Consider the following 14,030-nt stretch of genomic DNA (forward strand, 5'->3'; position numbering starts at 1 on the left):
CTCCGCGCCGACCGATACCGCCCCGAGAACCTGAAAGGACCCGCCATGATCTTGTCGGACGCAACCATAGAGAAACTGCTCGCCGAAGGCATGCTCTCCATCGAGCCGCTCGAGCCCGAGCAGATCCAGCCCGCGAGCGTGGACATCCGCCTCGGCAACACGTTCAGCATCATCGAGGACACGCCGAGCGGCATCGTGGGGCTTGAGGACGAGATCGCCTACAAGTCCATCCACGCCGACCGCTACATCCTTCTGCCGGGCCAGTTTGTGCTGGCCACCACCATGGAGTACGTCCGGCTCGGAAACGACCTGACCGCTTTCGTGGAAGGCCGAAGCTCACTTGGGCGCATGGGGCTGTTCGTGCAGAACGCCGGCTGGGTGGATCCGGGCTTCGAAGGGGAGATCACCCTCGAGCTGTTCAACGCGAACCGCTGCGCCCTTGAGTTGCGCGCTGGGCGGCGCGTGGGGCAGCTCGTGTTCGCCCGCATGGACGGCTCGGCGAAGAGCCCGTACGCGGGCAAGTACCAAGGGCAGCGCGGCGCGACGGGTTCGCGCGTGTACCTCGACCGCGAAGTCGGTCGCGAGCGCCTCGATCGCCCTGACGGCCCGCAAGCGCGCCGTTAGGGTGCTACTCGGCTTCGGGAAGCGCCCCTTCGAGCTCGTCCCCCGCATCGAGAAGCTTCTTGCGGGTGACGAAGTTCCACACCATGACGAGGAACGTGGCTCCGATCTTCACGACGAGGTAATGGATGCCGACAAGTTCGACGCCGGCCCACATGCACAAATTGTTTATGGCAAGACCGATTACCGACAGAGCAACGAAGATGGCGAACTCTCGCCGACGGCTCATGCCCTCCTTGTGAGTGAACACGTAGCGCATGGACGCAGCGTAGTTGAACGCGACCGAAACGGTGAACGATACGGTAGCGCTCGCAAGGTAGTTCACGCCGAACACCTCGGTGAGCAACGCGAGCAGTCCATAGTCTATGGCGAACGCGACGACGCCCACGACGCCGAACTTCATGATCTGGGCAACGAGCCTCTTCACGGGCGCACTCCCTTTCACCCCCGAGCGCCGCCTGCGGGCGGCCTTTTCAGAAACCCATCTATTGTGGCATAAACGCGACCGATATCAAGGGGCTTGCTCAGATGGCCGTCCATGCCGCTCTCTCGGCTTCGACGCTCGTCCTCGGAGAACGCGTTCGCCGTCATGGCCAAGATGGGCACGCGCGCAGCGTCGGCTCGCGAAAGCGACCGGATGGCGCGCGTGGCCTCGTAACCGTCCATCTCGGGCATCTGCACGTCCATGAGAACGAGGTCGTAGAGGTCCTCCGGAGACTCCTCGAACAGGCGCACGGCCTCGGCGCCGGTGCGCGCCTCGTCCACCCGCGCGCCCGCCATGGACAAAAGCTCGACGGCGATCTCGCGGTTGAGGTCGTTGTCCTCGGCCACGAGGATGCGCGCGCCGGAGAAATCGTAGCCGGACTTGCCCCTCCCGCCTTCGCAGCGAGCCGCAGGCGCCGGCAAGGGCCCCGCCGGAGCCTTCGACCCCTCCGCCTCCTCGGCAAGCGGCACCTCCACCGTGAACGTCGATCCGAGACCCACCTCGCTCTCCAATCGGATGCGGCCGCCCATCATCTCCACGAAGCGCCTCGAGATGGCGAGGCCGAGCCCCGTTCCCCCGAAGGAGCGGCCCGTCTCGTCGTCTCCTTGGTCGAAAGACGAGAAGATGCGCTCGAAATGCTCGCGTTTGATGCCGCGTCCCGTATCGGAAACCTCGAAGCGCACCCAGACAGGCTCGGTGCCCTCGTCTCGCGGACACCCGCGAGCGGGCCCCGAAGGTGCATGCGCGTCGTCGATGCGCTCGATGCGCAGGCTTACGCGTCCGCCCGCCGGCGTGAATTTGAGCGCGTTGCCCAACAGGTTGTACACCACTTGGTTGAGCCTGAGGGCATCCCCTACCAACCGCGGCGGCATCCCAGGATCGACGTCCATGCGGAAATCGATGCCCCGTTCGGCCGCCTGCGCGGCGAACACGGCGTCGAGGGCGCGAGCGAACGTCGGGAAGTCGAAAGGCTCGCAGCGGATCTCGATCCGACCGCTTTCGATCTTGCTCATGTCGAGGATGTCGTTTATGAGCGCCATGAGGTGGCGCGAAGCGACCGTCACCTTTTCCAGACACTCGCGCACCTTCTCGTCGTCTCCGATGCGATCAAGGGCGATGGAGGTCATACCCATGATGCCGTTCATAGGCGTGCGGATCTCGTGCGACATGCGAGAGAGGAACTCGCTTTTGGCGAGGCTCGCCCGCTGCGCCTGCTCGAAAGCCACTTCGGCGCGGTTCTTCTCCTCGGCGAGCAGGCGCGTGTTGCGCCGGACGAACCGCGCGTAGACGAGGAAGCAGGCGCCCACGGCAACCGCGACCGCGCCGCCCATGACGATTGCGTTTCCCAAGAGCACGCCGCTCAGCGAGGCGATGCTGGCATCAACGAGGTCGGAGGGCATGCCCGTGAGCAGATAGCGGCCGCTGTCGCCTATGGGGCGCAGGTAAAGATAAGTGCGGCCGGAGCCGGTCGAAACGGTCACAAGGCGGGGTTCTCCGCAGGCCATGCCATCGCGCACGGCTTCGGCGACGGAGCCGTCGGTCGACGAGCTCCCGCCGAGGACCTCGAACGCATTGGCGCCCACCCGAAGCGAGCTCTCCTCCCCGCATGCGACGCAGGTGCCGTCCGCATCGACCATGCTCGAATGGGACCAGCCGTCAACCAGGTCGGCGCCGTGCGCTTCGGAAACCTGAGCCGCGTCGCACACGGCCATGATCGACGTGATCGTAACGCCGTCGCACGTCACAGGATCGATCGGACACGAGAAGACCACGGCCGATCCGCGCAAGGCCACCTGCCGCCCTTGCGACGCGCCATCGGCCTGCTGCCCCCTGTCCGCAGGAACGGGACTCACGGCATCGGAGGTGACGCGCCTGCCGTCGTCGGTGTGAAAGGCCAGGTACGCGTACTCCCCCGCCTCCTCTTCCGCAGAAAGCAAACTCTGGGCGTCCTCCATCGTGGGTTCGTCGAGCGCCGCAAGCGAGGCCCCCACGCGTTCTGCGAGTCGAAAACGATCATCGACGTCGGAGGCTACCTGCGTCGCGGCCTGGTCGCTCAGCCCCCGAAGGTACACTCCGCTGATGGACTCGACAGCCCTCTGCGTGGCCTCCTGGGACGAGAGCACCGTGCGAGCGAGCGCTCCCACCAGCCCGAGCGCGAGCACGACGGCGAGCAAGACGAGGCTTCGATGAGTTCGAACGCGTTTCGTCAGTTCCATCGGAAGAGCGCCACCTCACCTCGTTGTCATGGGCGCGAGTATTCTACCACGCACCGAATCGAGCATCCTTACCGCACGTCAACGGCTCGCCCACCGCATTCCGTCTGAAAAATGACGCGCACGGCTGGCGCGAACCGCCCCGTTCGGGTAGGATGAAGCGGCTTACCGACACCGCAAGGAGCCTTCCGTGGAACAAACAGCTTACGCCCCCGAGACGCTCGAGCGCGCACCCCGCGTCGCCGTGCTCATCCCCTGCTACAACGAGGCCGTGACCATCGGCAAGGTGGTCGACGACTTCCGCCGGGTGCTGCCGGAGGCCACGGTGTACGTCTACGACAACAACTCCTCGGACGGCACGGGGGAGATCGCGCGCGAGCACGGGGCCGTGGTGCGCTGCGAGCGGCGCCAGGGCAAGGGCAACGTCGTGCGCCAGATGATGCGCGACATCGACGCGGACTACTACCTCATGGTGGACGGCGACGACACCTACCCGGCCGAGGCCGCGCCCGCGCTCCTCGCCCCGCTCATGGCCGACGAGGCCGACATGGTGGTGGGCGACCGCCTCTCCAACGGCACCTACGGCGAGGAGAACGACCGCGCCTTCCACGGCTTCGGCAACGACCTCGTGCGCGTGCTCATCAAGTGGATCTACGGCTTCGAGTTCTCCGACGTCATGACCGGCTACCGCGCCTACAACGCCGTGTTCGCCAAGACCATGCCGGTGCTCAGCCCCGGCTTCGAGATAGAGACGGAGCTCTCCATCCACGCGGTGGACAAGCGCTGGCGCATCGCCGAGGTGCCCATCGACTACCGCGACCGCCCCGAGGGCTCGGAGAGCAAGCTCGACACGTTCTCCGACGGGTGCAAGGTGCTGCTCATGATCCTGTCGCTGTTCAAGGACTACCGGCCGCTGGCCCTCTTCAGCTGGGTGTCGCTCCTGTTCTGCGTGCTGGGGCTCGTGGCGGGCGTGCCCGTGATCGCGGAGTTCCTGGCGACGGGCCTCGTGCCGAAGCTGCCCTCCGCGCTTTTGGCCGTGGCGCTCGTGTTCATCGGCATCTTGAGCTTCACCTGCGGGCTCATCCTGGACACCGTGGTGAAGGGCACCCGCAAGGAGTACGAGCTCGAAGTGCTCAAGGCCTACGGGCATTACGGGCATCGCTGACGCTCCTTCCGGACGGTCGCTCGGCCGCCGCGCCGCCCGGAGGCGCCTCGGGGCCTGTTTACAGGTCGGTCGCGTCGTCGTGCTGCCTCCCCCCGCGCGCGGCCCCGACAACCCTCATGATAGCAGCGTTCCGTCGCGCTCACCCCGCACCTTCGTTACAGCCCCCAACCATTCGCAGGGGCTTCGAGGCGCGCCCGTCTGCGATACTAGAAGGTTCGGGCTTCCGGGGCGCTTCCCGGAAGCCCGAACCGCATGAAGGGGTTCATTGTCGCCTGGTGCACTTTTTCACGAACGCTTCCGCGCTGCGAGAATGCGCGCTTCGAGATCAGCGAGGTCGGAGATGGCGAAACGGTAGCGCACCTCCTCAAGATCTCCGTCCGGCGTTTCGCGCTCTACTCGCACGAAACGCAGCTCCACCTCCTCGAACCCGCTCCTTAGAAGCGCGAAAGCGTAGCAGGCAGCCTGCAGCCCATGGCGCTCGCGAACCGAATCCAAAGGCTCGCCGCCCCGACCGCCCGTCTTATAGTCCACGACGAGAGCGCGCCCCTCGGCGCATGCGCCCCTCGAGCACAGAAGGTCGATCGCTCCCGCCAGGCGCGCGCCACCGACCGTCACGAGGAACGGAACCTCCGCGCGGCACATCGGCCAAGAGAACGCCTCTGCGAACGTGGCGCTCGAGAGCCAGCGGGCGCACGCGGCCTCGAGACGCGCGCGCTGCGCCAAGGAAAGCCCGAAAGAGCGTTTGAGGGCGTCGAGATGCGCGGCATCGGGGAAGCCCCCCGTTTCCACGATCTGCTGAGCGGCTCGATGGAACGCAGCGCCGAGGCGGGTGGCGCGATCGGCGTCCATGCCGCCGAGCGCCCCAGTCCCCTCGATATCGGCATCCCCTTCGGAGGCGCCATCAAAACTGTCCGAGGAGAAAGCGGGCGCGATCGAGGAGTAAGAGAACACGTCCTCACGTCCGCCCCCCCAAAAGAGGCGGGGGATGCGGGCACGACCTCCCGCGGACGGGACGAAGAAGCGCTGCGTCGCAGCGTCGGATGCAGCGCGCACGTCCGCGTCGCCAGCCGCGGGCAGGACGTCGACCGACCGCACGGCGATGCGCTCGAACCGCGCAGGGCGCGTGCCCCCATACGCAAGCTCGGCCTCGCCTTCGGGGAAATCCTCGACACCGCAGAGCGCGCTGCGGATGTCGTCGACGAGCGGTGCGTAGGAGAAGGGTTTGCCCGGAGAAGGAGCCTTCGCGTCCATGGCAACGACAAGAGCCTCGCTCGCCCGCGTGAGCCCCACATAGAGCTTGCGACGCGCCTCGGCCAGTTCCTCGCAGGCGGCGCGATCGATAAGCGCAGACCGATAGGCCGCTTGCGAGCAGGAGCAAGACGCATCGACGCCGCCTTCCACGAACCGACGGGCGGCGATCACGTCGGAATCTTCGTCCTCGTCGCCGCCCGAAGAGGCGACAGCCCCCGCTACGCGCTTCGCAAGCCGGGGAAAGGCGTCGAGCGTCGATCCGGGCATGAGCGAGCCGCGCACGACCTCGCCGCAAGCCTCGACGACGAGCTTCGAGCCCGCGCGGCCCGCGTCCGCGAAGTCAGCCAGCGCGACGATGGGGAACTCGAGGCCCTTCGACGCGTGGATGGTCATGATCTTCACCACGTCGCCATCCGCGCCCGACAGCGCGCCAGGCGCCTCTTTGAGTCCCGCATCCAGCTCGTCGGAAAAGGCGCGCGCGACCGAAGCCGGTCCGAGCGGGCGCGCGCGTTCGATCTCCTCGACCAGGCGAATGGCCTTGAGCACGTTCGCCGCGCAAGCCACGCCGCACGCCCCCTTGCGCTCGAGGCGCGCCATCCATCCGGAACGCACGACCGCCTCGCGCAGCACCTCCGACGCCGGACGCGTGCGGATCGCATGACGCGCGCCATCGATGAGGCGCAGCGCATGCGCGAGGCTCGGCGACAGCCCGTCCTCGCGTCCGACGAGACGCGCGAGGCCCTTGTCGAGATCGCGGCGACGCAGCTGCCCTGTCTCGGGGTCCTCCTCGGTGGAAAGCTCGAGGAAGTCGTCCGCCGACAGACGCGCCAGGTCGCTCGCGAGCACCTCGAAAAGCGCCGAAGTGTTCGCCGGGTTCGCAACGGCCTCCAGAAGGCGCTCAACCACACGCACCTCGGGAGCGGAGGCGAACAGCGAGCCGCCCGCGATGACGCATTCGAAACCCTCCTCGCGCAGCGCATCGGCGTACAACCCCGCACGCGACATCTTGCCCAGAAGCACCACCATCTCGCCCGCCGCGTGCCCGTCGTCCTTAAGGGCCGCGAAGCGCCGCGCGACGGCGCGCGCGCAGGCGCGCTTCGCATCGGCCGCGCCCACCCCCGTGCCGCGACCCGGCGGCAGCTCGGCCAGCACGAGGTCGATGCGGGGAGCGCGACCCCGGTAGCGCGAGACGCGCGCCTCGCAGGGGGACAGCGACATGAACGCGCTCCCGAACACGTGAGGCTGTTCAAACACCCGGTCCACGAACGACAGCACGTCGGCATGGCTGCGGAAGTTCCGGTTCAGTTCCACATAGCGCGCTCCCACCGCTTCGGAGCACATGACGCGCTTGTGCTCTTCGTACACACCCACGTCGGCGCCGCGGAAGCGGTAGATGGACTGCTGCGCGTCGCCCACCGTGCACAGACGCGAGAGGTTCGGGCCGGCCAAGCGCGCGATCATGTCGATCTGCAGCTGACTCGTGTCCTGGAACTCGTCAACCATCACAAGCTTGAAGCGCTGCTCGTATCGTCGAGCGATATCGGGATGCCCCTCAAGGGCCTCGAGCGTGCGTGAGAGCAGATCGTCGTTGTCGAGCGCGCAGGCCTCGCGCTTCGCCTCTTCGTAGCGGAAGCTCACGTCGGCGGCAAGATCGACGAGGGCGCTTGCGAACGGACGAGCGAGCCCGAGCGCGATCTGGCAGACCACACGGTCGTAGACCGCCTGAAACGCCCTGACCGCGGGCTTCGCCACCGCCGCGAAGTTCCCGCCGATGCGCGCGCAATCCGCATCCACAATGCCCGCAAGAGCACGCAGCGCGACGTCCGCACCGTCCCCTTCTGCGCACTCCTCGCCGACTCCTCCTGCCAGAAACGCCTCGAGCGCCGAGGCGGCATCGGCCGCCTGGGCTCGAGCGCGCTCGGCCGTCGCGCTGCCCCCCGCACCCGCAAGCGCGCCTGCCGCCTCCTCGTAGGCTAGGAGAAGATCTCGCGCGAGAACGGAGGCTCGCTCGGACGTCGGTCCGAAGTCCAGCGCGTCGATCCCTCCGCGTTGCCCGGCCGCCTTGTCGATCAGGGCCTCGACCATCGACGCCACCGACGTCTCGTTCGGCATGCGCGAACGCGCTTTGTACTCGTCGAGGAGCGCGCGGTACGCATCGCCGCCCGCAGACAAGGCTGCGTCGATTGCCGTTTCTAGAAGGTCGGCGCGCTGCGCGTCGCCCACGATGCGAAACGCGGGATCGATGCCCAGCTCGAGCGCATGCGCCCTCAGGATGCGCGCGCACATGCCATGGATCGTCGATATCCACGCGCCGTCCACCTTGAGAGCCTCGCCTCCCAGGCCCTCCGCTCGCAGCGTGCGCTTGACGCGCGCCTTGATCTCGGAGGCCGCCTTCTCTGTGAACGTGATGGCGAGCACCTCGTCGATGCCGTCTGCGGCAGGGCCGCTGTCCGGCAGAAGAGCGTAGGCGATGCGCTGCGTGAGCGTGAACGTCTTGCCCGAGCCCGCTCCCGCGGACACGAGCAAAGGGCCCTCCACGTGCTCCACGCTCGCGCGCTGGCCCGGCGTGCAGGCGTCGAGGTTCATGCGTCGCGCCTCCTCTCGCAAGCGGGCACGGGGCAAAATCCACACGGATCGCCGCCGCGCGGATCGGGATCGATGACGCCTTGCGAAAGCGAGCGCACCGCGCAGGCGATGCCCTCCTCAACCGCATCCACCAGCTCGGAAAAAGACGCGGCGCCCATGGCCTCGCATGCGGGCCCCGGCGCGCCGCACCCCTCCTCGTCGATGCCGGGCAAGTCGACAGGGCCGAGGACGGTGCGGTCGAACGCCCCGGACACGCCCCCGTTGCGCCCATAGGACACATAGAGCGCCCCCACGACGTCAAGTCCGAGAGCCCTGCGCGCCACCTGGGCGTACACGAGCGCCTGCACCCGATGGGGCAGAAGCGCGCCTGCGGCCTGAGCGACGGGAGAGGCCGCCGCGAGGGCATGATCGCGCGAAAGCGAGCCTTTGTAGTCGATGACGACTGCCTGCCCGCGGTCGTTCACGTCGATGCGGTCCACGCTTCCGCGCAGAAGGCAGCCTCCGTAGGAGAACGCCGCATGGCCGCCGAACTCGAACTCGAAGCGCTCCGGCACGAAGCCCGGCAAAAGCCCGCACTCGCGATCGAGATAGGACAGGAGCGTTCGCTTGAGCTCCCGCACCTCGGCCCGCTCGACGGCTGTGCGCGGCACAAGCGGGTTGAACGAGCGCTCGAGTTCAGGCTGGATCGCAAGGAGCTGCTCGAACGTCTCGCTCAAGAGGACGCGAGCCGCCTCGACGTTCTCCGACGACACCCTTCTTCCACCCGCCTCGCGGAAGCGCTCGTAGAAGCTTTTGAGCACGCTGTGCGAGAAGCTCCCCCTCTCGAGGGGGCCGAACCCCGCGTCCAGCTCTGACAGGCGCAGGCGCCGCGAGGCGAACCACTTGCAGGGGCATTCAAGATACGCCTCAAGGGCCGAAGGAGACAACACGATCCGTCCCTCGTCGAGATCGATCGCCGGCGATCCCTCCGAAGCGCGGCGGGGCAGCGCTACTCGATCCCTGCGAACGACCTCGCCCACGCGCGGCAAATCCCACTCCTCGCCCGCTCCCAAGGCCAGAACGTCGGCGGAGACGAGCGCGAGGTTCTCGTGAAGCGCATCCTCGCCTGCGGTGCGCGCGAAAGGAACGAGTCGCACAGGCAGGCTCGTCGTCCGGTCGACATCCTCCGCAGGACCCACAGAGGCATCGCGATAGCAGTCGAGCAGCTCTTCGAGCATGACGGCAGGATACGCCTCCGCCGCATCCTGCGTGCTGAGTTCGCGCTCGCACACCACCTCCGAGCGCGCCGCGCACAAAGCGCGGAAGAAGCGCCGCCGGGCTGCGGCGAGAGGGTCAACGGGGCGCGCCAGCCCGAGGCGCTCGAGCAGAAGCGTCCCGGTGTCCTCTTCGACACGCACTGGATACGCCTTTGATGTGAGGTCGCAGATGAAAAGCGCCGATACCGAGCACATCGGCAGCTCGGCCGCATCCGATAGCGACATGAACATAGCATCGGGACTCGCGACGGCGCCCTGCAGCGGCGTCTGGGCGCTCGCCGGACACGGGGCCCGCTCGAGAAGGGGGAGGGCCGGCAACGCGTCCGTTCCGACCATGTCGCACGCGTCGACGAAGCGCCGAGCTCGCGCCGCGGCCGCAAGCGCCTCGGCACGGCTCGCCGCATCAAGCCCGCCGGCCTCGCGCGCACCCTCCTCGAGAGCGCGCAGCGCCCCATCCGCATCCTTGCGAGAAAGCGCCTCGAGCGCGTCGGACGCGACGGAGCTCGCGGCCGACAGGTCGCGAATAAGGCGAGCGGCATCGACGGTGCGGTCGCCGCGCCAGGCGGCGTCGAGCCGTCCGGCCGCATCGATCGACATGCCGGAAAAAGCGCCCAACGCAAAGTCTGTGGCTCTCTCGACAAGCCTCCCCTTCCCGATCACGAGGGAAACGAGCGCTCCGAACGCGCGGCCAAACGCCGTTTGGGAGAACGGACGAGTCGCGACAACGGCGACAGAGGCTCCCTTTTCTCCGAGCGCGTCGGCAAGCTCGTCGAACAACCCGAGCGGATCGCGCGCGCACACCACCGCCGGTAGCGGATCGCGCTCTTGGCGCGCTGCAGCCTCACGCTCGCGGGCGATGGCGTCTAACAGCTCGTCGAGCACGAGCGCAGGTGCAGCGTAGCGGCCCGCGGGCACGAGGAAGCGCACCGCCCCCGTCGGCTCCACCGGATCTGCATCTGCCTTGTAGAGCCGTCCGACGAGCGAGGTGAGCTCCGGCGCGCGACGAGCATCGGCAAACGGAGCCCGGCAGCCGTCATCGAAGCGCGCTACGACGGTGCGCACGGAGAGGGCTTCGGAGAGGACCTTGAGATAGCAGGGGACTTCGTCGAAGCCGAGCAGCACAAGCGGGCGCGCGGGCAGCAGCGCGGGCAGCTCCCATGCCGCCTGCGACGCCTCCGCAAGACCGCGCTCCCCGAGCAGTCCGGCGTAGCGGGACAGCGCGTCGACGAGGGCCCGCTCGGCGTCGCCGAGCACAAGGCGCTGCGCCTCGGCGCCGCCAACCGAGACGATCCCCGGCAGAGCCTCGCGTGCGAGCGCAGAGGCGAGATCGATCATGCCGGGAGTGGGCTCAGGGCACAGAACGTCCGACGAGCCTTCGGCGAGCGCACGGCGGACAAGCAGCTCGCGCTCGACTCCGTCCACAAGACGCCTGCCGTCGCCGAAAAGCTCCCATCGGTCGGCAATCCAAGACTCAGGGGTCTCGACTCGAGCTCCGAACGCGTCCGCATCATCCGCAAGCGCGCATCGGACACGCAGTGCAGCGGCCGACGTGGGCACGAGCAGCGTCGGGTCCTCCCCCGTCTCCCCGAACTCAGAGAGCAGCGAGCGCGCGGCGTCGAGCGCGGCATCCGCATTGTCGAATATGTGCGATCGAAACGGCATGGCGTTCATTGTAGCGCAGACGCGCCCGCAGCGCCGATATGGATGGGCGCCTTGAGGACGAACCGAATCCGACGAGCGAAAGGCCTCCGAAAGCCGAGAGCGCCGTCGCTCTCGCTTCACAACCCACTGAAGCCGAGGCACGCAGAGGATCGCGGCGGCGCCTCCGAACCTTTCCCACGCTCGGCAGGCCGGCCATCGTCCGAGCACCGAATGGGCGCGGCCGCGATCACCGCCACGATCAGAGGGCCGTCCGGCGAACCGCCTTCAAGAGAAAAACGGGCCGGGCGACATGCGCCCGGCCCGCGATGTTCGTGGTGCCCCCAACGGGAATCGAACCCGTGTCTCAGCCTTGAAAGGGCCGCGTCCTGACCTCTAGACTATGGGGACATGGCATGCATTTTCCCTGCGGAAAAGCAGCCTGAATATTATTGCAAAGCCCGCGCGGCATTGCAAGCGGTTTTTTCGCGCATCGATGCTCGAACGCGGTGGCCGATGCCGTCCGCTGCGGTATGATAGTCGCCATGAGTCCAGACGTTTCCGACACCACCGAGCACCTCTCATCGCCCGTCACCGCCTCGGACGGCGGCGACGGGCGTACCCGCTCCGACGAGACGGCGCCCGAACCCAACCCCCAGCTTGCGCTTGGCGTCTCGCCGGCGAGCCGTCAAGCTCTCGGCCCCCAAGAGGGGCCCGAGAGCGCCCACCGCCCGACGCTCATCATCATGCACGCCTCCGTGGGCTCGGGCCATCGCAGCGCGGCGAACGCCGTCGCCCAGGCTTTCCGCCTGCTGCGCGACGAGCTTTCTGCAGCCGACGGTTCGTCCGACGACTTGAAGGCCAAACCCCACTTCCCGGAAGATCTCGAGGTGGAGGTGCTCGACGTGCTCGATTTCGGGCGCATCGTGTTCGATGGGAACAAGGCCGCGTCGCTGTTCACGGGCGCCACCCGACCCATTTACGACCTCACCTGGCGTTTCACGCTCACCGGCCGCCTTTTGTGGGGAGGCGGCACCGCATGGAACCGCATCATGTACCCCGCATTCACCGAGTTTGTCCGCGAGCGCGAGCCCATCGCCATCGTGTGCACTCACATCACCGCAGCGAACGTGGCGGTGGCTGCGCGCATGCTCACCGGCCAGCACTTCCCCATCGTATGCGTGCCCACCGACTACGAGACCGAAGGGCTGTGGCCGCACCTGTCCGCCGACCTGTTCTGCGTGGCGAACGAGTCGATGGCCGAGACGCTGCGTCCGCGCAAGGTGCCCGAGGAGCGCATCCTCATCACCGGCATCCCCACGCGCGACGACTTCCGCCGGCCCATCGATCGACCGTCCACGCGCGAGCGGATCGGGCTTCCGCAGGATAAGCTTGTCGTGCTCGCGCTAGCAGGCGCCTACCTGCCCCGCCCCTACGTCCACTTCCGCGCCGCCCTCGACAAGCTCCTGCCCTATCTGCACACTTTCGAGAAGACGCTGCACTTCGTGTTCGTGGCCGGCAACGACGCCGACTACGCCCGCCACCTGCGCCAAGAATGCGACGAGCTGGGAGTTGGCAACGCCACCGTGTTCGGCTACGTGGACGACATGGCCGCGCTCATGGCCGCAAGCGACGTTGCCATCTGCAAGTCGGGCGGCCTCACGGTGACCGAATGCTTGTGCGCGCAGGTGCCCATGATCCTCATGGGCAAGGCCTACGGGCAAGAGAAGGTCAACGTGCAGATGCTCACGTCGCTCGGTGCGGCCATGCATGCGACCACGGCTCGCGAGCTGCTCGAAGCGCTGCGCCGCGTGGCACGCAACCCGGAAAGCGCGCGCGCCATGCTCGTCAACGGGAGCTTCCTGCGTCGTCCGGACGCTGCCCGAGACATCGCTATCGCCACAATGCGCCTGGTCGAGAAGCCGAAGGATCCCGCAGACGCGCGCTACCGCAAACGGTTCCTTCATTTTTATTGGGGAGGCAAGCCGGCGCACATACGCTAGCGCATCCGAAGAGGCTAGAACTCGATCAGATCGCGAACGTCCACCCCGAACGCCGTGGCGATGCGGCACAGCACATCTATCGTAACGTTCTTATCGCCCCGCTCCATCGCCGATATGTATTGTTTGCTGCCGTTGCCTATCATCGCAGCCACCTGGGCCTGCGTCAGCCCGCGCTCTTCCCTTAACGAGCGTATCCGGCGCCCGAGCAGCTTTCTCTGTCCGATTCCCATTGGACAAGCGTATGCTCTTCGGATATTATATGGTCATCCTATAGGATGACTTTTGCAAGAAGAAGCAAGAAGGGCTCGTCACGAGTGCTCGATTCGGGCGCTTGCGGCGAGCCCTTCGCGAGCGAATGAAAGGAAAGGCTATGAGAAGAGCAGCGACGGCGCTTGCGGCGGCCGCGCTCGTCGCGGGTGCGGCGTGCCTGGGGTGCGCGCCGCACGGAGCAGCCGTCTCCGACGAGGACGCGCTTCGCGCGGCCTACCCGCTCAACAACCCGATGCACAGCGAGAACGCAGCCATGACGTGCGCATCCTGCCACGACGAGGAGGATCCGACGCAGGGAGTCCAAGCGGTTTCGAACGACAAATGCCTCTCGTGCCACGAAAGCTACGACAAAGTCGCCGAGAGGACGGCCGGCATCGGAGAGGACCTCAACCCGCACAACAGCTTCCATTACGATCAACAACTCGACTGCACGACCTGCCACAAAGCCCATTCGGAATCCGTGAACCTCTGCATGAGCTGCCACGACGCCGACCAATGGATGAACGACGCCCCCTGATCGGGCGCGAAAGGCAATCGTGCAAC

9 protein-coding genes and 1 tRNA gene are annotated in these 14,030 nt (G+C 67.1%); 4 read left to right on the forward strand and 6 right to left on the reverse strand.

The annotated features are described in order from the left end of the window. The first annotated feature begins 45 nt into the window (after positions 1-45). Entirely contained in the window at positions 46-624 is a 579-nt protein-coding gene (gene dcd / locus B5F40_RS05265; RefSeq protein WP_087193333.1) for a dCTP deaminase, read from the forward strand. Positions 625-628: 4 nt separating this feature from the next. Here the strand turns inward: dcd and B5F40_RS05270 are convergent, their stop codons facing one another. Next, the gene (locus B5F40_RS05270; protein ID WP_087193334.1) at positions 629-1,048 is read right to left on the reverse strand and encodes a GtrA family protein; all 420 of its coding nucleotides are present in this window, start codon (positions 1,046-1,048) and stop codon (positions 629-631) included. Between the two features lie 14 nt (positions 1,049-1,062). Next, positions 1,063-3,321: an ATP-binding protein gene (locus B5F40_RS05275; protein ID WP_087193335.1), complete on the reverse strand. Its 2,259-nt coding sequence runs from the start codon at positions 3,319-3,321 to the stop codon at positions 1,063-1,065. Positions 3,322-3,508: 187 nt separating this feature from the next. Here B5F40_RS05275 and B5F40_RS05280 point away from each other — a divergent pair, with 187 nt between their 5' ends. After that, a complete protein-coding gene (locus B5F40_RS05280; protein ID WP_087193336.1) occupies positions 3,509-4,483 on the forward strand; it encodes a glycosyltransferase family 2 protein in 975 nt (324 codons plus the stop codon). Between the two features lie 285 nt (positions 4,484-4,768). Here B5F40_RS05280 and B5F40_RS05285 read toward each other — a convergent pair whose 3' ends face one another. From B5F40_RS05285 to B5F40_RS05295, 3 genes are all read right to left on the reverse strand, one after another. After that, positions 4,769-8,320, reverse strand: coding sequence for a UvrD-helicase domain-containing protein (locus tag B5F40_RS05285; protein ID WP_087193337.1), 3,552 nt, complete (start codon positions 8,318-8,320; stop codon positions 4,769-4,771). Beyond that, positions 8,317-11,238 carry a PD-(D/E)XK nuclease family protein gene (locus B5F40_RS05290; RefSeq protein ID WP_087193338.1) on the reverse strand — a complete coding sequence of 974 codons (2,922 nt, stop codon included), beginning with the start codon at positions 11,236-11,238 and terminating at the stop codon, positions 8,317-8,319. The genes B5F40_RS05285 and B5F40_RS05290 overlap by 4 nt, the downstream gene beginning before the upstream one ends. Positions 11,239-11,550: 312 nt before the next feature. Continuing rightward, positions 11,551-11,625 (reverse strand) — tRNA-Glu (locus B5F40_RS05295). Positions 11,626-11,759: 134 nt separating this feature from the next. Between B5F40_RS05295 and B5F40_RS05300 the strand changes: the two genes are divergently transcribed. Next, positions 11,760-13,217, forward strand: a complete 1,458-nt coding sequence (locus tag B5F40_RS05300) for a glycosyltransferase (protein ID WP_087193382.1) — start codon at positions 11,760-11,762, stop codon at positions 13,215-13,217. Positions 13,218-13,231: 14 nt separating this feature from the next. Here B5F40_RS05300 and B5F40_RS05305 read toward each other — a convergent pair whose 3' ends face one another. Then, on the reverse strand, positions 13,232-13,447 hold the full coding sequence (locus tag B5F40_RS05305) for a helix-turn-helix domain-containing protein (protein ID WP_204217332.1): 216 nt from the start codon (positions 13,445-13,447) through the stop codon (positions 13,232-13,234). Positions 13,448-13,587: 140 nt separating this feature from the next. Between B5F40_RS05305 and B5F40_RS05310 the strand changes: the two genes are divergently transcribed. Continuing rightward, positions 13,588-14,004, forward strand: a complete 417-nt coding sequence (locus tag B5F40_RS05310; protein WP_162610902.1) for a cytochrome c3 family protein — start codon at positions 13,588-13,590, stop codon at positions 14,002-14,004. The last annotated feature ends 26 nt before the right edge of the window (positions 14,005-14,030 follow it).

The organism is Gordonibacter sp. An230 (genome assembly GCF_002159915.1).
Classification (GTDB): domain Bacteria; phylum Actinomycetota; class Coriobacteriia; order Coriobacteriales; family Eggerthellaceae; genus Rubneribacter.